19 protein-coding genes, 1 tRNA gene, 1 pseudogene and 1 riboswitch are annotated in these 20,306 nt (G+C 63.7%); of the genes and pseudogenes, 5 read left to right on the top strand and 16 right to left on the bottom strand.

What is annotated here, in order from left to right:
- Positions 1-56: 56 nt before the first annotated feature.
- Together ACWGPT_RS12255 and ACWGPT_RS12260 are read right to left on the bottom strand one after the other, a co-directional pair.
- Positions 57-2,045: a PhoX family protein gene (locus tag ACWGPT_RS12255; protein WP_452605884.1), complete on the bottom strand. Its 1,989-nt coding sequence runs from the start codon at positions 2,043-2,045 to the stop codon at positions 57-59.
- An 80-nt stretch (positions 2,046-2,125) separates the two neighbouring features.
- The gene (locus tag ACWGPT_RS12260) at positions 2,126-2,674 is read right to left on the bottom strand and encodes a L,D-transpeptidase family protein (RefSeq protein WP_452605960.1); all 549 of its coding nucleotides are present in this window, start codon (positions 2,672-2,674) and stop codon (positions 2,126-2,128) included.
- 134 nt (positions 2,675-2,808) lie between these two features.
- Here ACWGPT_RS12260 and ACWGPT_RS12265 point away from each other — a divergent pair, with 134 nt between their 5' ends.
- Positions 2,809-3,492 (top strand): response regulator transcription factor, encoded by a 684-nt coding sequence (locus tag ACWGPT_RS12265; protein ID WP_452605961.1) that lies wholly within the window; start codon positions 2,809-2,811, stop codon positions 3,490-3,492.
- 8 nt (positions 3,493-3,500) lie between these two features.
- The gene (locus ACWGPT_RS12270) at positions 3,501-3,953 is read left to right on the top strand and encodes a cyclic nucleotide-binding domain-containing protein (RefSeq protein ID WP_452605885.1); all 453 of its coding nucleotides are present in this window, start codon (positions 3,501-3,503) and stop codon (positions 3,951-3,953) included.
- A gap of 3 nt (positions 3,954-3,956) precedes the next feature.
- On the opposite strand, the gene ACWGPT_RS12275 is transcribed toward ACWGPT_RS12270, so the two are convergent.
- The 6 genes from ACWGPT_RS12275 to tesB form a co-directional block, all read right to left on the bottom strand.
- Positions 3,957-4,760, bottom strand: coding sequence for an exodeoxyribonuclease III (locus ACWGPT_RS12275; RefSeq protein WP_452605886.1), 804 nt, complete (start codon positions 4,758-4,760; stop codon positions 3,957-3,959).
- 90 nt (positions 4,761-4,850) lie between these two features.
- Positions 4,851-5,501, bottom strand: a complete 651-nt coding sequence (locus tag ACWGPT_RS12280; RefSeq protein ID WP_452605887.1) for an outer membrane lipoprotein carrier protein LolA — start codon at positions 5,499-5,501, stop codon at positions 4,851-4,853.
- 69 nt (positions 5,502-5,570) lie between these two features.
- Complete coding sequence (locus ACWGPT_RS12285) at positions 5,571-8,213, bottom strand: DNA translocase FtsK (RefSeq protein ID WP_452605888.1); 2,643 nt, start codon at positions 8,211-8,213, stop codon at positions 5,571-5,573.
- A 241-nt stretch (positions 8,214-8,454) separates the two neighbouring features.
- Positions 8,455-9,816 (bottom strand): ammonium transporter, encoded by a 1,362-nt coding sequence (locus ACWGPT_RS12290; RefSeq protein ID WP_452605889.1) that lies wholly within the window; start codon positions 9,814-9,816, stop codon positions 8,455-8,457.
- A 25-nt stretch (positions 9,817-9,841) separates the two neighbouring features.
- On the bottom strand, positions 9,842-10,180 hold the full coding sequence (locus ACWGPT_RS12295) for a P-II family nitrogen regulator (protein WP_452605890.1): 339 nt from the start codon (positions 10,178-10,180) through the stop codon (positions 9,842-9,844).
- Between the two features lie 223 nt (positions 10,181-10,403).
- Positions 10,404-11,288: an acyl-CoA thioesterase II gene (tesB, locus tag ACWGPT_RS12300; RefSeq protein ID WP_452605891.1), complete on the bottom strand. Its 885-nt coding sequence runs from the start codon at positions 11,286-11,288 to the stop codon at positions 10,404-10,406.
- Positions 11,289-11,338: 50 nt separating this feature from the next.
- Between tesB and ACWGPT_RS12305 the strand changes: the two genes are divergently transcribed.
- Entirely contained in the window at positions 11,339-12,589 is a 1,251-nt protein-coding gene (locus tag ACWGPT_RS12305) for a ubiquinone biosynthesis hydroxylase (RefSeq protein ID WP_452605962.1), read from the top strand.
- A gap of 9 nt (positions 12,590-12,598) precedes the next feature.
- Here the strand turns inward: ACWGPT_RS12305 and ACWGPT_RS12310 are convergent, their stop codons facing one another.
- The 4 genes from ACWGPT_RS12310 to ACWGPT_RS12325 form a co-directional block, all read right to left on the bottom strand.
- The gene (locus tag ACWGPT_RS12310) at positions 12,599-12,787 is read right to left on the bottom strand and encodes a Trm112 family protein (RefSeq protein ID WP_452605892.1); all 189 of its coding nucleotides are present in this window, start codon (positions 12,785-12,787) and stop codon (positions 12,599-12,601) included.
- A gap of 5 nt (positions 12,788-12,792) precedes the next feature.
- Positions 12,793-13,467 (bottom strand): LON peptidase substrate-binding domain-containing protein, encoded by a 675-nt coding sequence (locus tag ACWGPT_RS12315; protein WP_452605893.1) that lies wholly within the window; start codon positions 13,465-13,467, stop codon positions 12,793-12,795.
- 116 nt (positions 13,468-13,583) lie between these two features.
- A complete protein-coding gene (gene trxA / locus ACWGPT_RS12320; RefSeq protein ID WP_452605894.1) occupies positions 13,584-14,573 on the bottom strand; it encodes a thioredoxin in 990 nt (329 codons plus the stop codon).
- Positions 14,574-14,627: 54 nt separating this feature from the next.
- Positions 14,628-15,149: a prolyl-tRNA synthetase associated domain-containing protein gene (locus ACWGPT_RS12325; protein ID WP_452605895.1), complete on the bottom strand. Its 522-nt coding sequence runs from the start codon at positions 15,147-15,149 to the stop codon at positions 14,628-14,630.
- A 277-nt stretch (positions 15,150-15,426) separates the two neighbouring features.
- Between ACWGPT_RS12325 and ACWGPT_RS12330 the strand changes: the two genes are divergently transcribed.
- Positions 15,427-15,501: transfer RNA gene (locus ACWGPT_RS12330), tRNA-Gly, on the top strand.
- 78 nt (positions 15,502-15,579) lie between these two features.
- Here ACWGPT_RS12330 and ACWGPT_RS12335 read toward each other — a convergent pair.
- The 4 genes and pseudogenes from ACWGPT_RS12335 to ACWGPT_RS12350 form a co-directional block, all read right to left on the bottom strand.
- Positions 15,580-16,593, bottom strand: coding sequence for an aldose epimerase family protein (locus ACWGPT_RS12335; RefSeq protein WP_452605896.1), 1,014 nt, complete (start codon positions 16,591-16,593; stop codon positions 15,580-15,582).
- A 63-nt stretch (positions 16,594-16,656) separates the two neighbouring features.
- Positions 16,657-17,608 (bottom strand): annotated as a pseudogene (locus ACWGPT_RS12340) (vWA domain-containing protein).
- Position 17,609: 1 nt separating this feature from the next.
- On the bottom strand, positions 17,610-18,530 hold the full coding sequence (gene metA, locus ACWGPT_RS12345; protein ID WP_452605897.1) for a homoserine O-acetyltransferase MetA: 921 nt from the start codon (positions 18,528-18,530) through the stop codon (positions 17,610-17,612).
- A gap of 54 nt (positions 18,531-18,584) precedes the next feature.
- Positions 18,585-18,662: riboswitch (SAM riboswitch) on the bottom strand.
- 53 nt (positions 18,663-18,715) lie between these two features.
- The gene (locus ACWGPT_RS12350; protein WP_452605963.1) at positions 18,716-19,555 is read right to left on the bottom strand and encodes an AAA family ATPase; all 840 of its coding nucleotides are present in this window, start codon (positions 19,553-19,555) and stop codon (positions 18,716-18,718) included.
- Between the two features lie 98 nt (positions 19,556-19,653).
- On the opposite strand from ACWGPT_RS12350, the gene ACWGPT_RS12355 reads away from it, so the two are divergent.
- Positions 19,654-20,304 (top strand): thiamine diphosphokinase, encoded by a 651-nt coding sequence (locus tag ACWGPT_RS12355; protein ID WP_452605898.1) that lies wholly within the window; start codon positions 19,654-19,656, stop codon positions 20,302-20,304.
- Positions 20,305-20,306: the final 2 nt, after the last annotated feature.

The following is a 20,306-nucleotide window of genomic DNA, read 5'->3' on the forward strand; positions in this document are numbered from 1 at the left end:
AGTGCCGCGCGCGCGCCCCGGGTTTCCCGCGGGACGCGCGCCTTGCAAGCAGAGGATCAGACGGCGATCTTGCCGCCGCCGATCCTGGTGATGGCCAGCACCGAGGGACGCACCGGCATGTCGTCCTTGAAATCCGGCCAGCGGGTGGAGAGATCCTCATAGTAGGACGGACGGCCGTGGCCATCCCATTCCTCGCCGCCGTCGCCCGGATGCTGGACGGCCACGAAGGCGGTCTCGTCGTCCGGCGCAAACAGCGGCCCGCAGAGTTCGGCGCCCACCGGTACGCGGAAGAACAGCTTCGACGTCGCCCGCGCCTCCCCTTCGGTATCGACGGCCCACAGCCCGTCGGTGCGTCCGGTCGCCTTGTTGTTGTTGCCGTCAGTCGAGACCCAGAGGCGGCCGGCGGAATCCACCGCGCAATTGTCCGGCATGCCGAACCAGCCGTTCTTCGTGGTATCGGTCGAGAAGGTCGCGCCGACTTCGGCGACGGCAGGATCGCCGCACTTCAACAGAACTTCCCACTTGCCCGAGGTTGCGGTGAAATCACCGTCGGCTTCGGCGATCTCGATGATGTGTCCGAAGGCGTTTTCGGCACGCGGGTTGGCACCGTCGACCTCGTCCGCCTTGCGCTTGGTATTGTTGGTCAGCATGACGTAGACCTTGCCGTTGACCTCGTTCGGCTGGACGTCCTCCGGACGGTCCATCTTCGTAGCACCCAGCAGGTCGGCGGCGCGGCGGGTCTCGATGACGACATCGGCCTGGCTGGCAAACCCGTTCCCGACCGTCAGCGGACCCTCGCCGTGCACGAGCGGCAGCCATTCCATGCTGCCATCCTCCTCGAACCTGGCGACATAGAGGGTGCCGTTGTCGAGAAGGTCCATGTTGGCGGCGCGATCATCCGGATTGTAGGTACCGTCGGTCACGAACTTGTAGACGTAGTCGAAGCGCTCGTCGTCGCCCAGATAGAAGACCACCTTGCCGTTCTTCGCGACGATCGACTCCGCGCCCTCGTGCTTGGTGCGGCCAAGCGCCGTGCGCCTCTTCGGCACCGAATTCGGGTCCTCGACATCGACCTCGACGATCCAGCCGAAACGGTTAGGTTCGTTCGGCTCCTTGGAGAGGTCGAAGCGGTCATAGAAGCGACCCCATTCGTAGCTGCCTTCCGGGACGCCGTAGCGTTCATAGTTTGCGGCTTCCGTATGGCCGGCCGGGAGATCGCCCATGAAGTAGCCGTGGAAGTTCTCCTCGGCCATGATGTAGGTGCCCCAGGGGGTAACGCCGCCAGAGCAGTTGTTGAACGTTCCGATGACCCTGGTGCCGGTGCTGTCGGCCGAGGTCTTCAGCCGGTCGTGGCCGGCTGCCGGCCCGGTGAGCTGCATCTCGGTGTCGACGGTGATGCGGCGGTTGCTGGCGCCGTCGCGCACCACCTGCCACTTGCCGTCGACGCGGCGGATCTCGACGATGGTGCCGCCATGGGCCGCCATCTCGATATCGACCTGTTCCTTGCTGAGCGGGCCCTGCTCGACCTTGCCGTCGACGACCGTCACGAGGCCCGGAAACATCAGGTGCGGGTTGGTGTATTCGTGATTGACCACGAGCAGCCCGTGATCGGCGGCGCCGTCGATCGGGATGAAGCCGACATAGTCGTTGTTGTAGCCGAACTGCCGGGCCTGGGCCTCCGCCCTCTGGTTCGCCGGATCGAAGTCAGGGGAATCAGGGAACAGGGCATCTCCCCAGCGCAGCAGGACATCGGCGTCATATCCTTCCGCCACGTGATGACGGGCATCGACGCCGGCTTCCACTTCCGGGAAGGAGAAGGCGGAGCCCGAGGCGGCACGCGCCTTGTCAGCGGTCATCAGGGCGACGGGGCTCACCGTTGCCGCGATGGCCGAGACGGCAAGCGACCCCTGAAGGAAGCTGCGGCGGGAAAAACGCCGGCTGACGATCTCGCCCATCGTCGGATTGGCGCTGGCGTTACGACCGTCACCATCGGCCTCCTCAAGCTGGGTGGTCGGAAAGATCCTCGGACAGAGTTCGTCGGTCATGGCTGCCTCCTGCTGGCGGTTGTTGCGTTCCGCCGGACACTAGGGGCCCACTATTACGGTTGTGCGACAGCAGGTCACACCTAGAGGACGCGGACGATCGTTCCCCGGCGCAGGTGCGGGATCAGCCGCCGCATGTCGCTCAGGCTGACGGCGATGCAGCCCGCCGTCGGTTCGTAACCGGGTCGGATCAGGTGAAAGAAGATTGCAGACCCCCGGTTGCGTCGCCGCGAGGTCATGTTCCAGTCGAGCACCAGGCAGATGTCGTAGAGACCGTCCGCGCGCATCATCTCTTCGTGGCTGGGGCGAAACGGTGCCCGAACCGGGCGGTTATAGCCCGGGTGATCCGGCTGATCGCACCAGAGCATGTCCTTCCTGATGCGTCGCATGGCAAGGGGCGTCACGAGCGACCTCACCCGGTCGCCGCGGGTGAAGCCATAAAGAACCCGCATCGCCGCGATCGGCGTCGCGCCGTCTCCTTCCCGCTTGAAGGCGGTGCGTCCGGACCGGCCGAGCGCCGCCGGGATCGTAAGGCCGCCGAACGATAAAATGGCCCGGGAACCGTTGCCTGGGGCTGCCCGGACGGTGACGATACCCGCTTGCGAGCGCCCGTGCCTGTCGAAATCGGCCATCTTTCTCACGAATTCTTGCTTTGAATATGATTTGGTTTGAAATCATAGCACGATGCGAATTAGATCAAGTGCCTGATCTAATTACCGTCAACCGCCGTAGGACCCTTGGCGCGAAGAATGAGAGGCAGATGCACATGGCAGTCCGGACGATATTGCTGGTAGATGACGACGACGACCTGCGCGAGACGCTTTCCGAGCAGCTGTCGCTTTACGACGAATTCCTGCTCCTGCAGGAGCCGAACGCCACCGGGGCGATGCAGGTGGCGAAGTCAAGCCAGGTCGACCTGCTCATCATGGATGTCGGGCTTCCCGACATGGACGGGCGCGAAGCGGTCAAGCTGCTGCGCAAGAACGGCTTCAAGGCCCCGATCATCATGCTGACCGGGCATGATACCGATTCGGACACGATCCTCGGGCTCGAGGCTGGCGCCAACGACTACATCACCAAGCCCTTCCGCTTCGCCGTGCTCCTCGCCCGCATCCGCGCGCAGCTGCGCCAGTACGAGCAGAGCGAGGACGCGACGTTCACGGTCGGCCCCTATATCTTCAAGCCGAGCCAGAAGCTGCTGACCACCGAGGACGGCAAGAAGATCCGGCTGACGGAAAAGGAAGCGGCGATCATCCGCTATCTGTACCGCGCCGACCAGAAGGTCGTCACCCGCGACGTGCTGCTGGAGGAAGTCTGGGGCTACAACTCCGGAGTGACCACCCACACGCTCGAAACCCACGTCTACCGCCTGCGCCAGAAGATCGAGCGCGACCCATCCAGCGCCGAGATCCTGGTGACGGAGAACGGCGGCTACAAGATCGTCCCGTAAGGAATTCGATGGCACTCAGCGACGACATCCGCCTCCTTTCCCAGGTGACCCTGTTCCGGGAACTGAACGAGGACCAGCTGCGGCTCCTCGCCTTCGGAGCGGAGCGCCGTGCGATTGCCGCTGGACAGGAACTGTTCCGCGAGGGATCGCCTGCCGAATGCGCCTTCGTCGTCGCCCGCGGCACTTTCGAACTCTACGCGACGGACCGCGGAACCGCGCGCCTGCATGACGTGGCGGTGCCCGGCACGCTTCTCTCGGAGCTTGCGCTGGTGACAATGGTGGAGCGGAAGTTCACGGCGGTCGCCGTGGAGGACGCGGAGGTACTGCGCGTGACGCGCACGCTCTTCCACCGCCTGCTGGAGGAATACCCGCAGGTCGGGGGAATGGTGGAAGCACGCATCCGCGACAGCATCGTCGCCATGGCAAGCGCCGCAGTCGGCCTTCGGGGCCGCTTCAGCTAGCCGTCAGAACCGGAACACCGCCGTGACCGGGACATGGTCGGACGGCTGGTTCCAGCCGCGGGCTTCCTTCAGGACATCGATGCGGTCCAGGAAGGGACCGAGATCGTGTGACGACCAGATGTGGTCGAGCCTGCGGCCCTTGTTGGCGGCCGCCCAGTCCTTGGCGCGGTAGCTCCACCAAGTATAGAGCTTTTCCGTCTCCGGCACGTGCTGGCGCATGAGGTCGAGCCAGTTGCCCCTGGCCATTACTTCCAGCAGACCCTCGGTCTCGACGGGCGTGTGGCTGATGATCTTCAGCATCTGCTTGTGCGACCAGACGTCGTGCTCGAGCGGCGCAATGTTGAGATCGCCGACAAGGATCGAGGAGATGCCCGGCGTGAGGTCTGCCTTCAGGCCCTTCATTTCCTCGACGAAATCCAGCTTGTGCCCGAACTTCGGGTTCACCGTCCGGTCCGGCTCGTCGCCTCCCGCAGGGACGTAGAAGTTATGCAGCCGTATGCGGCGCGAGCCGCGCTGGAAGATAGCCGAGATATGGCGGGCGTCGCCCACGCCGCAATAGTTCTGCCGATGATCCTCGACGAGCGGAACGCGCGAGGCGATCGCCACGCCGTGATAGCCCTTCTGGCCGTGGATGATGACATGCTGGTAGCCGAGGTCCTTCAGCGGCTGCAGCGGGAACTCGTGCTCCTGGCACTTGATCTCCTGCAGGCAGAGAATGTCGGGCTGGTGGCGGACGATGAACTGCTCGACGATGGGCATGCGAAGCCGCACCGAATTGATGTTCCAGGTGGTGATGGAGAATGTCATTCATAAACCTCGGGCGGGATGCCGGAGGTTTATGGGATTTCAGCCGGGCGGTGAAGCGAAAAAGCCTGATGGCGACATTCCGCCACCAGCCTAGAGCTTGCGGACCTCGTCATAGGGAATGCGGAACACCCGCTCGTCGAAGCCGACGCCGTTCTTGACGTTGTAGATCATCACCGAAGTGTCCTTGTTCTGCGCGTCGGTAATGGTCCACTGGCGCAGTTCATAGGTCTTGGAATCGAACATCATCGTGATGGTCGAATCCCCAAAGATGGTCTTGTTGCCCAGCACGATGGTGGTGAGGTCGGGCTCCTCGCGCACGCCGCGGACCATCTGGTGCGACAGGTCGATCCGTTCGGCAAGCAGCAGGCTGAGCGGCGTCTTCGAGAGAGGGTAGAGGTCCCATGTCTTCAGTTTCGTATTGCCGATGACGACGTTCTTGCCGTCGGCGATGACGCGAACGGGAGACGGATCCTCGAAATTGAAGCGCAGCTTGCCCGGGCGCTCGATGAAGAACTTGCCGCCTGTCTGCTCGCCGCGGGGGCCGAACTGGACGAATTCGCCCATCATGGTCTTCACCGACGAGAAATGGTCGGCAATCCTCTGTGCCGCAGCCGATCCGGCACCCTGCGCCGCGCCCGTCGAGGGCAGCATGGCCGAGAGGCCGAGCCCTACCAACCCGGCCGCGAAGGACCGGCGGCTGATATCGCCTGGAAGAGGGGAGCAGGCGGTCTTTTTCTTCATTTTGTGTTCTCCTTCCACCGCCTTCTGTGATCAAAAGGCGGCGGCTTGATGACAACGCGCCACCGATCCTCAGCGTTCCAGAATGTCGCTTTCGGTGGGCACCAGTATTTCTCGTTTGCCGGCATGGTTCGCGGGACCGATCAGTCCCTCCTGCTCCATTCGCTCGATCAGCGAAGCGGCGCGGTTGTAGCCGATGCCAAGTCGTCGCTGGATATAGGAAGTCGAAGCCTTTCCGTCACGCAGGACGATGGAAACCGCCTGGTCGTATGGGTCGTCGGAGTCCGACAGGTTGCCGGTCCCGGCCGGCCCCATGCCGTCCATCTCCTCGTCCTCGTCCGCCGTGACGGCCTCGAGATATTGCGGCGCCCCTTGCGTCTTCAGGTAGGCGACGATTTCCTCCACTTCGGTATCGGACACGAAGGGTCCGTGGACGCGCTGGATGCGCCCGCCGCCGGCCATGTAGAGCATGTCGCCCATGCCGAGGAGCTGCTCGGCACCCTGCTCGCCGAGAATGGTGCGGCTGTCGATCTTCGACGTCACCTGGAAGGAGATGCGGGTCGGGAAGTTGGCCTTGATGGTACCGGTGATGACGTCGACCGAGGGACGCTGCGTCGCCATGATGACGTGGATGCCGGCCGCACGCGCCATCTGCGCAAGACGCTGCACGGCACCTTCGATATCCTTGCCGGCGACCATCATAAGGTCGGCCATCTCGTCGATGATGACGACGATATAGGGGATCGGCTGGAGGTCGAATTCCTCCGTCTCGTAGATCGCCTCGCCCGTTTGGCGGTCGAAGCCGGTCTGGACGGTACGGGTGAGCACCTCGCCCTTCGCCAGCGCCTGCTCGACGCGGCTGTTGAACCCGTCGATGTTCCGCACGCCGATCTTCGACATCTTCTTGTAGCGCTCTTCCATCTCGCGGACGGTCCACTTGAGCGCGACCACGGCCTTCTTCGGATCCGTGACGACCGGCGACAGGAGATGCGGGATGCCGTCATAGACGGAAAGCTCCAGCATCTTCGGATCGATCATGATCAGGCGGCACTTTTCCGGCGTGTAGCGGTAGAGCAGCGAAAGGATCATCGTGTTGATGGCAACCGACTTACCGGAGCCGGTGGTACCCGCGACCAGGAGGTGCGGCATCTTGGCGAGATCGGCGACGACCGGCTCCCCGCCGATCGTCTTGCCGAGGGCCATGGCAAGCTTTGCCTTGCTGGCCTCGAAGTCCTTCGAACCGATCATCTCGCGCAGGTAGACGGTCTCGCGGGTGCGGTTCGGCAGTTCGATGCCGATCGCGTTGCGGCCCGGCACGACGGCGACGCGCGCGGCGATCGCGCTCATGGAACGGGCAATGTCGTCCGCAAGGCCGATCACGCGCGATGACTTGATGCCGGGTGCTGGCTCCAGTTCGTAGAGCGTGACCACCGGGCCGGGGCGGACATGGATGATCTCGCCCTTCACGCCGAAATCCTCCAGGACGCCTTCGAGCATGCGGGCGTTCTGCTCGAGTGCGTCGGCAGAGAGGGTCGCGTCGCGCGCCACGGCCTTCGGTTCGGCAAGAAGGTGGACCGAAGGCAGCTGGAAGCCTTCCGAATCGATGAAGGTTGCCTGCGCCTCACGGGCGACGCGGGCGCTGGGCTTCGGAGGGGCTGGCGGTGCGGCGACGCGGGGCTGGACGCGTCCGCCGGGAGCCGACGGGCGGCTGGACGCGGCGAAGGGAACGTCGTCGTCCGAAAGGATGCCGGCCGGCCGGACCATGGGTTCGTCATCCAGGTCGTCGTCATCGTCATGAGCCATTGGCGGCGTCACGATCGACCGGCGGGCGCCCCCATCCAGAGACGGCTCGATGCGACCGGTACCGGATGCAGGCACCTTGGCGCGCACGGGCTCGTTCAGCGTGCCGAACTCGTCGTCGTTGAAATCGTAAGGCTGGTCGAAGCTCCGGCTCGCCTGCCTGACGCCGAAGAGCCGCCGGACGCGCGCCTGTGCGATGTACCAGTAATGGGCCAGCGCGCCGAGCGCCAGGAAGCCGACGAAACCGCCCTCGTCCTCGTCATCGTCCTCATCGATCTGCGAACGCGCCCGCGCCCGTGACTGCTGAGGCGGCACATGGGTTTCGTCGTCGTCCTCGAAGGCTTCTCCAACCAGGCCCGAGGCGAAAAGCAGCAGCCAGGCGGCCGGCACCGCGAACAGGATACCGAGAATGGTCGCGAGCGTACCGGTCGGATAGGCGCCGACGAACAGGGCCGGGAAGCGAAGGATCATGTCCCCGATCACGCCGCCGATGCCGTTCGGGATCGGCCAGGTCAGCGGCGCTGGAAAGCAGCCGAGCGAGGCGGATGCAAGCAGAGTGCCGCCACCCCATGCCGCAAGCCTTGCCGGGATGCGATTGAACTCCCGCCCGGAGATCAGCGCCAGGGCGACGGCCAGGATCGGCAGCAGCGTCACGAGGCTCGACAGACCGAGGAACTGCATCATCAGGTCGGCGAAGGCCGCACCCGCGTGGCCGAGCAGGTTGGTGGGTTCGTTGTCGGTTGCATAGGAGAAACTGGGGTCGGCGACATTCCAGGTGGAAAGTGCCGCGATCGCAAGCCCCAGCCCGAGGAAAATCCCGAAACCCGCCAGCGCCATCGCCTGCCGTATGACGAAGGCCATCAGCATCGCGCGGGCCGTCCCGCTTCCCATTGCCGCCGAAGTACTTCTACCCATTACGCTTTCCGCCGTGCCAACAATCGTCGAGGATGGCGGTTGCGAATGTCGCACGCCACCACGTTGGTCGCAGGGTAGCGCGACGGTGGTTAACGCGTCTTTAACCACGATGCCGGCGCCGGGAAGCCCGCCTTCCCGGAACGAAAAAGCCCGGACCGCTGGTCCGGGCAAATGCGGCAGCCGTAGCCGCCGCGACGGGATGTTCTGCGGCGATCCCGGAGGACCGCCGCAGGTGTGGTTATCAGGAGTGGTAGGCCGCTTCGCCGTGGGAGGCGAGATCGAGACCTTCGCGCTCCGCTTCCGGGCTGACCCGCAGGCCGACGATGACATCGACGATCTTGTAGAGGATCACCGAGCCGATACCGCACCACGCGATGGTGATGACGGAAGCCGTCAGCTGGGTCATGAACTGGCCGCCCATGGTGACGCCTTCGGCATAGCCGATGCCGCCGAGCGACGAGGACGCGAAGATACCCGTTGCCAGGGCGCCGAAGAACCCGCCGACACCGTGAACGCCGAAGACGTCCGCCGTGTCGTCATAGCCGAACTTGTTCTTGATCACGGCGATGAAGAAGTAGCAGATCGGCGAGACGAGGATGCCCATGACGATGGCACCCATGGGTCCGGCGATACCGGCGGCCGGGGTGATCGCCACGAGGCCGGAGATCATGCCGGACGCGGCGCCGAGCATGGAGGCCTTGCCGCGGGTGAACGTCTCGACGACGCACCAGGATAGGATGGCCGCGGCGGTCGCCAGGAAGGTGTTGACCGCAGCAAGCATCGCGCCGCCCGAAGCTTCCAGGTTGGAGCCCGCGTTGAAGCCGAACCAGCCGAGCCAGAGCATGGCTGCACCGACGAGCGTGAGCGTCATCGAATGCGGAGCCATCATGTCCTTGCCGTAGCCGATGCGCTTGCCGATCATGATCGCGCCGATGAGACCGGCGACGCCAGCGTTGATGTGCACGACCGTGCCGCCCGCGAAGTCAAGCGCGCCCATGTTGAAGAGCAGGCCGTTGGCATCCCAGACCATGTGCGCGACCGGGAAGTAGACGAAGGTCACCCACAGAATGCAGAAGAGCACGGCGGCCGAGAACTTGATGCGCTCGGCAAAGGCGCCGACGATCAGGGCCGGCGTCAGCGACGCGAACGTCATCTGGAACATCATGAAGACGTATTCGGGGATGACCGCATCCGAGAAGGTTGCAGCCGTCGAATCCATCGACACGCCGGACAGGAACATCTTTGCCGTGCCGCCGAAGAAGGCGCTTTCCGATCCGCCGAAGGCGAAGGAATAGCCGTAGATGACCCAGATGAGCATCATGCAGGCGCCGACGACGGTGCACTGCATCAGGACCGACAGCATGTTCTTGGCGCGCACGAGGCCGCCGTAGAACAGGCCGAGGCCCGGCATCAGCATGAACAGCACGAGAAGCGTGCAGATGAACATGAAGGCGGTATCGCCCTTGTCCGGGACCGGAGCGGTCGCGGCGGCTTCGACGCCGGGTGCGGCAGCCTCCTGCGCGAACGCGACGACCGGTGCCATCAGGCCCGCGATGAAGGCGCCCAGGCGGCCTAGCGAGGTGGTGAATCTGGAAAATTGCATTGGTAGCTCCCCAATCAGCCGTTCGTTAAAGCGCATCTGTGCTGGTTTCGCCCGTCCGGATGCGCACGGCCTGTTCAATCGAATAGACAAAGATCTTGCCGTCGCCGATCTGGCCCGTCTTGGCAGCCGAGGCGATGGCGTCCACGGCCCTGTCGACGAGGTCCGTGGGCACGGCCACTTCGATCTTCAGCTTCGGCAGGAAACTCACGGCGTATTCGGTTCCGCGATAGATCTCGGTATGCCCCTTCTGCCGCCCGTAACCTTTGACTTCGGTAACGGTCAGGCCCTGGATACCGACGGCTGTGAGGGCTTCCCGCACCTCGTCCAGCTTGAACGGCTTGATAATGGCCATCACGATTTTCATCTGGCTTTCCCATCCTCTGTTAGTTCGGCCGGAGCCGAATACCCTGATCGCCGACGGCGAGCCGAGGCGACTGAGGGAGGAGATACAAAGGCCGTGCCAGACTGGGGTACGATTAACTAAATACCTGATTACTGGAGGAAAAACTTGTTCCGCCCCTACGGACGGCACATTTTTCGGCAGCTATTGCCCAAAAACTGATCAGCGAAAAAAATACGCCGAATATCTATTCATCTGCCCGTTTACGAATCAGACCTTCCTGGGCGACCGACGCAACGAGCGTTCCGGAGCGCGTGTAGAGGCCGCCACGCGTCATGCCGCGGGCCCCCGAGGCGCTCGGGCTGTCCTGGGTATAGAGCAGCCAGTCGTCCATCGCGCAGGGTCGGTGAAACCACATGGCGTGGTCGAGGCTCGCCACCTGCAGCTTCGGATTGAAGATCGACGTTCCGTGGGGATAGAGCGAGGTGTCGAGTAGCGTCATGTCGGAAAGGTAGGCGAGGATGCATGCCTGGTAGTGCCGGTCCGCCGGGACCGCGCCGACGGCACGCACCCAGATATCCTGCCGCGGCTCGAGCTTCTCCTTGGTGAGATAATGCACGAGCGAGACCGGGCGTATCTCGATCGGGCGGTCCTGGCTCCAGTATTTCCGCACGACCTCGGGCGCCTGGACGAGGAAGAGTTCCTTGAACTCCTTCTCCCCCATCAGTTCCTCTGGCGGCGTGACGGCAGGCATCGGCACCTGATGGTCGAGGCCGCCTTCCTCCACCTGGAAAGACGCCGACATGGAAAAGATCGGCCGGCCGTGCTGGATCGCCACGATCCAGCGGGTTGCAAAGCTTGAGCCGTCGCGTATCCGGTCCACCTGGTAGACGATCGGCACCGAAGGATCTCCCGGGCGGATGAAATAGGCATGAAGGGAGTGGACGAAGCGGTCCTCGGGGACCGTCCGTTGCGCCGCCATCAGCGCCTGCGCGATCACCTGGCCGCCGAAGACGCGCTGCCAGCCGACCTGCGGGCTGCTGCCGCGAAAGAGATTTTCCTCCAGCTTCTCCAGATCGAGAGTGGACAGCAACTGGTCCATTGCGGCGTGAGATCCGGGCAGGCGCGACATTCTGAAGACTCCGATGGTAGGAAGCTGGTGCCGGATGATCTATATGGACGATATCGTCTTCTCAAGTCTCTCGGGAGAATGGAAAAATGCTGGATATGCTGGTGGTCGGCGGGGGCTATGTCGGGCTTTCCGCGGCGGTCGCGGTGAAGCAGTCTGCCCCGCATCTGAACATCGAGGTCATCGAGGCCGCACCCGAGCACGTCTGGCAGAAGGACCAGCGCGCCTCCGCGATCATCGCCGCCGCAAGCCGCATGCTCGAGGTGCTGGGCGTATGGCAGGAGATCCTGCCGGATGCGCAACCGATCAACAGGATGGTCGTCACCGATTCCCGCACCTCCGATCCGGTGCGTCCGGTTTTCCTGACTTTCGACGGCGCCGTCGAGGAAGGCCGACCGTTCGCGCACATGGTCCCCAACGTCTCGATGGTCCGGGCGCTCAGGGGCGCCTGCGACCGTCTCGGAATTGCCATCAGACACGGCCTGTCGGCGACCGGCTTTGCCACCACGAGCACGAGGACGACCGTCACCCTGTCGGACGGCAGCACGATCGACACCCGCCTGCTTGTCGCCTGCGACGGCGTCAGATCGAAGCTGCGCGACATGGCGGGCATCAAGACGGTGAGCTGGGACTATGGCCAGTCGGGGATCGTCACCACGGTTGAACACGAGAGGCCGCACAACGGCGTGGCCGAGGAACACTTCCTTCCCTCCGGCCCCTTCGCGATCCTGCCGCTCACCGGAAATCGCTCGTCGCTGGTATGGACCGAGCGCCGCGAAGACGCGAACCATCTCGTCGCGGCCGATGAACTGGTCTTCGAGGAGGAATTGCAGCGGCGCTTCGGCCACAAGCTCGGCGCCATCACCGTCGCCGGCAGCCGGCAAGCCTTCCCGCTCGGGCTGACCCTGGCGCGCGCCTTCGTCGCGCCGCGCTTTGCACTCGCGGGCGACGCGGCGCACGGCATTCACCCGATCTCGGGACAAGGCCTCAACCTGGGCTTCAAGGATGTCGCAGCACTGGTCGAGACGATCGTGGAGGCGGATCGCCTTGGCCTCGACATCGGCGCCTTGAACGTGCTCGAACGCTACCAGTCCTGGCGGCGCTTCGACACCTTCCGCATGGGCGTGACGACGGACGTGCTGAACCGCCTCTTCTCCAACGACATCACGCCGATCCGGATCGCCCGCGATTTCGGTCTGTCGCTGGTGGAGCGGCTGCCGGCCCTGAAATCCTACTTCATCGGCGAGGCCGCCGGCACCGAGGGACCCAACCAGCCGAAGCTCCTGACCGGCCAGCCGATCTGAGGGCGGCAACTACTCGTTCAGCCGCCGTGCCTCCGAGATCAGCATGATCGGCACGCCGTCGCGGATGGGATAGGCAAGCCTCGCCTTTTCCGAGACGAGTTCGTTTGCGTCGCGATCGAAGCGCAGCCTTGCCTTCGACAGCGGGCAGACGAGGAGCTCGAGCAGTTTGGGGTCGACCTTGCTGACGATCTGATCCATGGCGACTACTGCAGCACCGTATCGGTATCGCCCGCGCCGCGGGCGAGGAGGATTTCGGTTATCGCGATCAGCGTCTCCGCCCGCGTCCTGAGGTCGGGGGCCTCGAGCAGCGCCTGCTTCTCGGCCGGCCCGAAGGGCGACATCATCGAAAGCGAATTCACCAGGGTGCGGTTTCCGGCGCGCTCCACGCTCTCCCAGTCCGCTTCGAGCTTGTTGGCGTCGAGATAGGCGCGAAGCACACGCAGCAGTTCGGCGCGATCGACCGTAGCCTCGTCGTCCTCGGCCGAGAGATCAGCCATCAGTGGAGCGATCCTGAAGGTACGGAAGGGATGGCCCTCGCCGACCTCGTCCAGCAGCCGAAAGCGGCAGACGCCGCTCAGCGAGACGATGTAGCGGCCGTCTCCCGTCTCGGCAAAGGAGGTGATGCGCCCGATGCAGCCGACGCTGCTGAGCGACGGCCTCGCGACGTCGGTTCCGCCCTGCTCCGACAAGGCCGGCTGCACGATGCCGATCAGCCGATCGCCGGCCAGCGCCGCATCGAACATGCTGAGATAACGTGGCTCGAAAACATTGAGCGGCAACTGGCCGCCGGGCAGAAGAAGCGCCCCTGTCAGCGGGAACACCCGTGCCGTTTCCGGCAGGTCCTCGCGCTTCACATATCGTGCATTACCCACAATCATCAGGCCCAATCCTCCATAGGACCACCGAGTACCGTGCCCTCTCCGCCATTGTCGCTAATGTGGGGCGGCGGACCGGCAACGCAAGGTGGCCTTTCGCCTGCCAGGGCAGCAGGAACTCAGGAGAACAGGATGGAAGACATCCGGCGGCGGGCCGCGATGGTGGTCGGATCCTTCGGCCCCCACGCCTCGAAGAATTCCAGAAGCTGGCGGCGCGCGCCATCGTCGTCGAAGCTGCGGTCCTTGCGCATGATCATCAGCAGGTGATCGGCCGCCTCCTCGCGCTTGCCTTCGGCATTGCGGATCTTCGCAAGCTTCATCCGGGCTTCGTGATCGTCCGGATCGAGGGACAACTGATGTTCGAGCGCGGTCGGATCACCCAGCTTGCGGGCCTCCTCGAACTGCTCGATCTTCTTTGCGACCGCCTGCACGGCGGGTTCGGCTGCGATTTCCGGCGGAAGGGACTGCAGCATCTGCGAGGCGCGCGCGAGGTCGCCGAGCTCGATCATGCAGCGCATCATCCCGGCGGCTGCCTTTGCGTTTTCCGGATCGGCCTGGAGAACGGCGCCGTAGAGCTGCGCCGCCGACTGGACGTCACCGCTAGCGAGCAGGCCATCGGCCTCGACGAGTGCCGCCTCGATCTCGGCCGCCTGATCGGCACCGGCCGGACCGGCCACCTTGTCGATGAACTGCCGGATCTGCGTCTCCGGCACCGCTCCCATGAAGCCGTCGACCGGCCGGCCGTCCACGAAGGCGACGACGGCGGGAATGGACTGGATGCCCATCTGGCCGGGGATGGCCGGATGGTCGTCGATGTTGAGCTTGACGAGCCTGACCCGCCCCTGCGCCTCGTTGACGACGCGCTCCAGGACCGGCGTCAGCTGCTTGCACGGGCCGCACCAGGGCGCCCAGAAATCGACGAGGACCGGCTGCCGGCGCGATTCCTCCATCACGTCGGTCGCGAAGGCCGCCGTGGTCGTATCCTTGATGTAGGAGCCGGCGCCGTTGCCGGCTTCACCGCCGTTCGTTGCGGCCGGGCCGCCGAACTGGGCCTGGCCGGTCATCTGGCCACCATAGGAGCCGCCATAGGGATTGTCTGTGCCGCTCATGAGCTCTCTCCCGGTATCGTCTTCGCCGCTTTATACGCCGCGAAACATCGTATGTCAGTCGGTGACTTTCAAGACAAGCGGTGTATGGCCCGTCGCTTCCAGGAACCGGATGAGGTCGGCGCGGCCGACCGACGTGGTTGCATCGTTGGAAAGCGGATGGCCGTTGATGACCTCGTGCTGCATCAGGTCCTCGTCCAGGACGAAGGTGACATTGCCGCCCTTGTCGTTGATCGCACCGAACACCGTGACCGAGCCCGGCACGACGCCGAGATATTCCATCATCTTCTCGGGCCGGCCGAACGACACCCGGCTGGAGGCACCGATGATTTTGTGGACCGTCTTCAGGTCGACGGTCGCGTTCTCCTCAACGGTCAGGACAAAGTAACGGTCCTTCTTGTCCTTCACGAAGAGGTTCTTTGTATGCCCGCCCGGGATCTCGTCGCGCAGGCTGACCGATTCCGCCACGGTGAAGACCGGGGCATGCGTCTTCGTCGTGTGGGAAATGCCGAGCTTGTCGAGGAAATCATAGAGATCCTCGGGTGTGGTCGCCGGAGGCGCGATCGCGGTGTCGTTCATGTCAGCCGATTGTCCGTTGTTCAGGTCCGGCGGGCGTACCGCCGCCGGCCATCGGATTATCGTGGCCTCCGATTGCGGGCAAGCGAAACGCGCCCTCGACGGAGCCCGCCCATTGCCATTTTGAAGAGGCACCCGGGGTCGGCGCGCCGCCCTTAAAAATTTCTGGGCTGCATCGTCTTTTCCCTGTTGCAATCAAAAACGACTTAGGCCATATACCGCCCGTCGCCGGACGATGGCGGCCCACGATCCACTGACTACCCCAGGATCGCGGATATGAGCGGGTGTAGCTCAGGGGTAGAGCACAACCTTGCCAAGGTTGGGGTCGAGCGTTCGAATCGCTTCACCCGCTCCATTTTTCTCTCAATCGCGAATATTAGGCACACCGGATCTGACGTCGGTGAACGGGCCTTTTCGCAACAAAATACTCCTCCTACTCCTTCCTGAACACGTAATCCGTCTCCTGGCGCAGCACCTCGCCCGGGCGCAGGATCGTGCCGGGGAATCCGTGGTGGTTGACGGCGTCCGGCCAGCCCTGGGTTTCCAGACAAAAGCCGGCAAAGGCCGGATAGCGACGGCCGTCGAGGCCGGGGACGGGTACGTCGAGCTTGTAGCCGGAATAGAACTGGAGGCCTGGCTCCGTCGTGCGAACCTCAAGCGACACGCCGGAACGTGCGCTACGAGCGAGGGCAACCGGGCGTTTGCCCACCCTTTCCTCAGAGAGGCAGAAATTGTGATCGAACAGGATACGTCCTTCCCCCTGAGGACGGTCCATCGGCCCCATGACGCGAAGATCGTAAGGCGTGCCCTCGACCGCGGTCAGGTTTCCGGTGGGGCACTGCCGCTCGTCGACCTCGAGAATATGGTCGGCGGCGATCATGATGTCGTGGCCGAGCGTGGTCTCCGCCCCGTCGAGGTTGAAATAGCTGTGCTGGCAGATGTTGCAGGGCGTCGACTGGTCGGCGGTCGATTCGTAGGTGACGCCAAGCACGCCATTCCCCGGCAGATGGTAGGTAGCCTTTATGGTGCAGTTTCCGGGATAGCCGGCGCGCCCGTCGGGGTCGGTGATCTGCAACACCACCCGGTCCGCAGCAAGGTCGACGATCTCCCAAACCCGTTTCGCCATACCATCGCTTCCGCCATGGAGATGGGTGACGCCCTTCTCGTTGAGTTCGAGCTGATGGACCCTGCCGTCGAGCCGGAAGCGCCCGCCGGTGATGCGGTTGGCGACGCGTCCGGGCGTGGCGCCGAAATAGGATGAATACCGCGGATAGTCGTCGAACTTATCGAAGCCGAGCACCAGGGGCGGCTCGTGACCGTCCAGGCGCAGATCCTGGATGACCGCGCCCCATGTCATGACGGCGGCCGTCAGCCCTCCACCAGAGAGCCGGACCCGATGAACCGTCTCCCCCTTCGCCGTCTTCCCGAAAACTTCCGGCCCTGCCATCGCACCCTCCCAGATCCGCCGCAGAACCTGATCGATTCAGGCGGATGATGCAACTGCAAAGCCCTAGCGTCCGAGGACGCGCGTCACCTGCTCCAGCCCGCCGAGCGTCAGCGGATACATCCGGTCGGAGAGGAGCTGGCGCATCATGCCGATCGACTGGACATAGGGCCATTGGGCGTCCGGCACCGGATTGATCCAGGCAAAGCGCTGGAAATGTGCTGTCACGCGGCGAAGCCACACCTCCCCGGCTTCCTGGTTCCAATGCTCCACGGAACCACCGGGATGGGTGATCTCGTAGGGACTCATCGACGCGTCGCCGACGAAGATGACCCGGTAGTCCTTGCCGAACCCGTTGATGATCGCCTCCGTCGGCACTCTTTCCGAACGGCGGCCGTTGTTCTTCCATACGCTCTCGTAGAGGCAGTTGTGGAAGTAGAAATGCTCCAGATGCCGGAATTCGCTGCGGACGGCGGAAAACAGTTCCTCGACGTCCCGTACGTGATCGTCCATGGAGCCGCCGACATCGAAGAACATCAGCAGCTTTACGGCATTGCGGCGTTCCGGCCGGGTTGTAGCCGTAGGCGCCGAACGGAGAGGTTCCGGCCGTGCCGATCCACTTCGAGCCTCCCTGATGGCGTCCCTTCTGCTCTTCGAGGCGTTTGCGGAGCGTTTCCATCAATGCCTCGAAGCCGCCGAGCGCCTCGACGAGCCGCTTTTCCTCCTCAGTCAGGTGCTTTTCCGCCAGCCTGCGCAGCCACTCGTCCGGAAGCTCGACCACCTCGGCCCCGGCCTCTCCCGAAACCGCCTCCAGCCCGCGAAAATGCGAGCCGAAGACCCTGTCGAACCGGTCGATGTGGCGCTCGTCCTTCACCAGGCATGTCCGCGCGAGGTAATAGAAGGCTTCGACGTCGAAATCCGCAAGCTGCTGCTTCATCCCCTCGAGGAGGGTGAGATATTCCCGCAGCGTGACGGGAACCCTTTCTGCCTTGAGCTGAAGGAAAAAGGAAAGCAGCATTCTACTTGGTCCCGATGCGCTCCAGGTCGTATTCGGTCGTCTGGTAGATCTCGTTGATCCAGTTCCCGAACAGGAGATGCGCGTGGCTGCGCCAGCGGTTCTGCGGCGGCAGGGTCACGTCGTTATGCGGGAAATAGTTGTGCGGCATCTTGATCGGCACCCCGGCATCGACGTCGCGGAAGTACTCCTCGGCCAGCGAAGTGGAATCATACTCCACATGATTGAACATGTAGAGGCGGCGGCCCTTTTCCTCCTCGACGAGACAGACGCCCATCTCGTCGGATTCCATCAGGATCCTGAGGTCGGGGACCTTCTCGATATCCTCGCGCCGAACCTCCGTCCACCTGGACACCGGCACCTGGAAGTCGTCCGAGAAGCCGGTCAGGTAGACGGACGACGGACTGAGATTGCGGTGGCGATAGACGCCGAACGCCTTTTCCGGCAGTTCTTTCTTGGGCACGCCATGGAAATGGTAGATCGCCGCCATCGCGCCCCAGCAGACATTCATCGTCGAATGCACGTTGGTCGTCGTCCAGTCGAGGATCTGCTGCATTTCCTCCCAGTAGGTGACGCTCTCGAAGGGCAGCGTCTCGACGGGCGCGCCGGTGATGATGAAGCCGTCGAACTTGCGATGCTTGATCTCGTCCCAGGTGTTGTAGAAGGCGAGCAGATGATCCTCGGACGTGTTCTTGGCCTTGTGACCTCCGACCCGCACCAGCGACAACTCCACCTGCAGAGGCGTAGCCCCGACGAGCCGCGCCATCTGCATCTCGGTCCGGATCTTGTTCGGCATGAGATTGAGCAGCCCGATCTGCAGGGGGCGGATATCCTGACGCACGGCGACCGTCTCGGTCATCACCCGCACACCCTCCTGCACGAGGGTTCCGAATGCAGGCAGCGTATCGGGAATCTTGATCGGCATCGCACACTCACAAAACAAAAAGCCGGCGGCGACAAATCGCAACCGGCGCGTCAAAGTGAACTTCGCGCGGCCCTTTAGCGACTTGTTTAACGTGGCTGCAAGCCGGCCGGCCAAATCACCACGAAGTGAAATCTAGATAGGCTCTTCTTCCCCGCAGGTCAATTCCGGTCGGCGGGTACGGAGCGTCACCGCTCCCGCCGCGCCATGAAGGCCAGGCGTTCGAACAGGTGGACGTCCTGCTCGTTCTTCAAAAGCGCCCCGTGCAGCCGCGGCAGGATCGTCTTGACGTCGGCGCGCAGGTCCGCCGGGTCGATATCGTCGGATACCAGCAGCCGGATCCAGTCGAGGGCCTCCGAGGTGGACGGCTTCTTGCGCAGGCCCGGCACGTCCCTGATCTGGTAGAACTGCGCCAGCGCGTTGCGGACAAGTTCCTGCTTGATGCCCGGATAGTGCACCTCGACGATATGGGCCAGCGTCTCGGCATCGGGAAAGCGGATGTAATGGAAGAAACACCGGCGCAGGAAGGCGTCGGGAAGTTCCTTTTCATTGTTGGACGTGATGATGACGATCGGACGCTGCCTCGCCTTCACCGTCTCGCCGGTCTCGTAGACGTGGAATTCCATCCGGTCGAGTTCCTGCAGGAGGTCGTTCGGAAACTCGATGTCGGCCTTGTCGATCTCGTCGATCAGCAGGACGGTCTTCCGGGGCGCCGAAAAGGCCTGCCACAATTTACCCTGCCGGATGTAGTTGGCCACATCGTTGACGCGCTCGTCGCCGAGCTGGCTGTCGCGCAGGCGCGACACGGCGTCGTATTCGTAAAGGCCCTGCTGCGCCTTTGTGGTCGACTTGACGTTCCACTCGATGAGGTCGAGACCGAGAGCGGCAGCGATCTGCCTGGCCAGTTCCGTCTTGCCCGTCCCCGGCTCGCCCTTGACCAGGAGCGGCCGTTCGAGACGGATCGCGGCGTTGACGGCGACCATCAGGTCGGTGTCGGCGATATAGTCGGCGGTACCCTGGAACTGCATGATGGACCTGTTCGGATTGTGGCCGCAACCTAAAAGCTCGGCGAATGCCATGCAAGTCGCTTTCCCTCGCCGGCCCGTTTGGGCTATGGGCTTCACCAATGACCAAGTCCACGTTCACGATCCTGCTCGGAGGCGAGCTTACGCTCACCGACCGGCTGCGACGGGCGCTCGAAGGAAGCCGCTTCATCGCCGCCGACGGGGGCATGCGCCATGCCGCGACCCTCGGGATCGAGCCGGAACTTTGGGTCGGCGATTTCGACTCCACGGAGCCGGCCCTGATGAAGGCTTTCCCGGACGTCCCGCGCCACCCGTATCCGTCAGCCAAGAACGAAACCGACGGAGAGATCGCGACGGCCGAGGCAATCGAGCGGGGAGCGGGACGCCTTGTGCTTGCGGGCGCCCTCGGCGGCGAGCGAAGTGACCATGCCCTGCAGCATGTCGTCCATGCCCTGAGCCTTGCCGAGCGGGGCATCGACGTGCTGCTGACCTCCGGAACCGAAGAAGCCGTGCCCCTGCTTCCGGGACGCGTCGCGATCGACCTGCCGGCTGGTTCCTTGTTCTCGGTGATCGGTCTCTCCGACCTGGAGGGTCTCGATATCGTCAACGCCCGCTACCCGCTGGAGAGTTTCTCCCTGCCCTTCGGCTCGTCCCGGACGATTTCAAATGTGGCCAAGGGTCCCGTCACCTTCGCCCTTCAACGCGGCACGGCGATGATCCTCGCCCGCCCCTATGACCTCAGCGGAGCCTGACC

It is taken from the genome of Pseudorhizobium sp. NPDC055634, from assembly GCF_053618655.1.

Bases quoted from the DNA above. Each gene is read 5' to 3' on its own strand.
- ACWGPT_RS12275 (WP_452605886.1), bottom strand. From the start codon at position 4,760: ATGACATTCTCCATCACCACCTGGAACATCAATTCGGTGCGGCTTCGC.
- metA (WP_452605897.1), bottom strand. From the start codon at position 18,530: ATGCCGATCAAGATTCCCGATACGCTGCCTGCATTCGGAACCCTCGTG.
- tesB (WP_452605891.1), bottom strand. From the start codon at position 11,288: ATGTCGCGCCTGCCCGGATCTCACGCCGCAATGGACCAGTTGCTGTCC.
- ACWGPT_RS12315 (WP_452605893.1), bottom strand. From the start codon at position 13,467: ATGATTGTGGGTAATGCACGATATGTGAAGCGCGAGGACCTGCCGGAA.
- ACWGPT_RS12350 (WP_452605963.1), bottom strand. From the start codon at position 19,555: ATGCAGTTCCAGGGTACCGCCGACTATATCGCCGACACCGACCTGATG.
- ACWGPT_RS12265 (WP_452605961.1), top strand. From the start codon at position 2,809: ATGGCAGTCCGGACGATATTGCTGGTAGATGACGACGACGACCTGCGC.
- ACWGPT_RS12325 (WP_452605895.1), bottom strand. From the start codon at position 15,149: ATGAACGACACCGCGATCGCGCCTCCGGCGACCACACCCGAGGATCTC.
- ACWGPT_RS12255 (WP_452605884.1), bottom strand. From the start codon at position 2,045: ATGACCGACGAACTCTGTCCGAGGATCTTTCCGACCACCCAGCTTGAG.
- ACWGPT_RS12355 (WP_452605898.1), top strand. From the start codon at position 19,654: ATGACCAAGTCCACGTTCACGATCCTGCTCGGAGGCGAGCTTACGCTC.
- ACWGPT_RS12260 (WP_452605960.1), bottom strand. From the start codon at position 2,674: ATGGCCGATTTCGACAGGCACGGGCGCTCGCAAGCGGGTATCGTCACC.
- trxA (WP_452605894.1), bottom strand. From the start codon at position 14,573: ATGAGCGGCACAGACAATCCCTATGGCGGCTCCTATGGTGGCCAGATG.
- ACWGPT_RS12285 (WP_452605888.1), bottom strand. From the start codon at position 8,213: ATGGGTAGAAGTACTTCGGCGGCAATGGGAAGCGGGACGGCCCGCGCG.
- ACWGPT_RS12335 (WP_452605896.1), bottom strand. From the start codon at position 16,593: ATGGCAGGGCCGGAAGTTTTCGGGAAGACGGCGAAGGGGGAGACGGTT.
- ACWGPT_RS12310 (WP_452605892.1), bottom strand. From the start codon at position 12,787: ATGGATCAGATCGTCAGCAAGGTCGACCCCAAACTGCTCGAGCTCCTC.
- ACWGPT_RS12280 (WP_452605887.1), bottom strand. From the start codon at position 5,501: ATGAAGAAAAAGACCGCCTGCTCCCCTCTTCCAGGCGATATCAGCCGC.
- ACWGPT_RS12270 (WP_452605885.1), top strand. From the start codon at position 3,501: ATGGCACTCAGCGACGACATCCGCCTCCTTTCCCAGGTGACCCTGTTC.
- ACWGPT_RS12295 (WP_452605890.1), bottom strand. From the start codon at position 10,180: ATGAAAATCGTGATGGCCATTATCAAGCCGTTCAAGCTGGACGAGGTG.
- ACWGPT_RS12290 (WP_452605889.1), bottom strand. From the start codon at position 9,816: ATGCAATTTTCCAGATTCACCACCTCGCTAGGCCGCCTGGGCGCCTTC.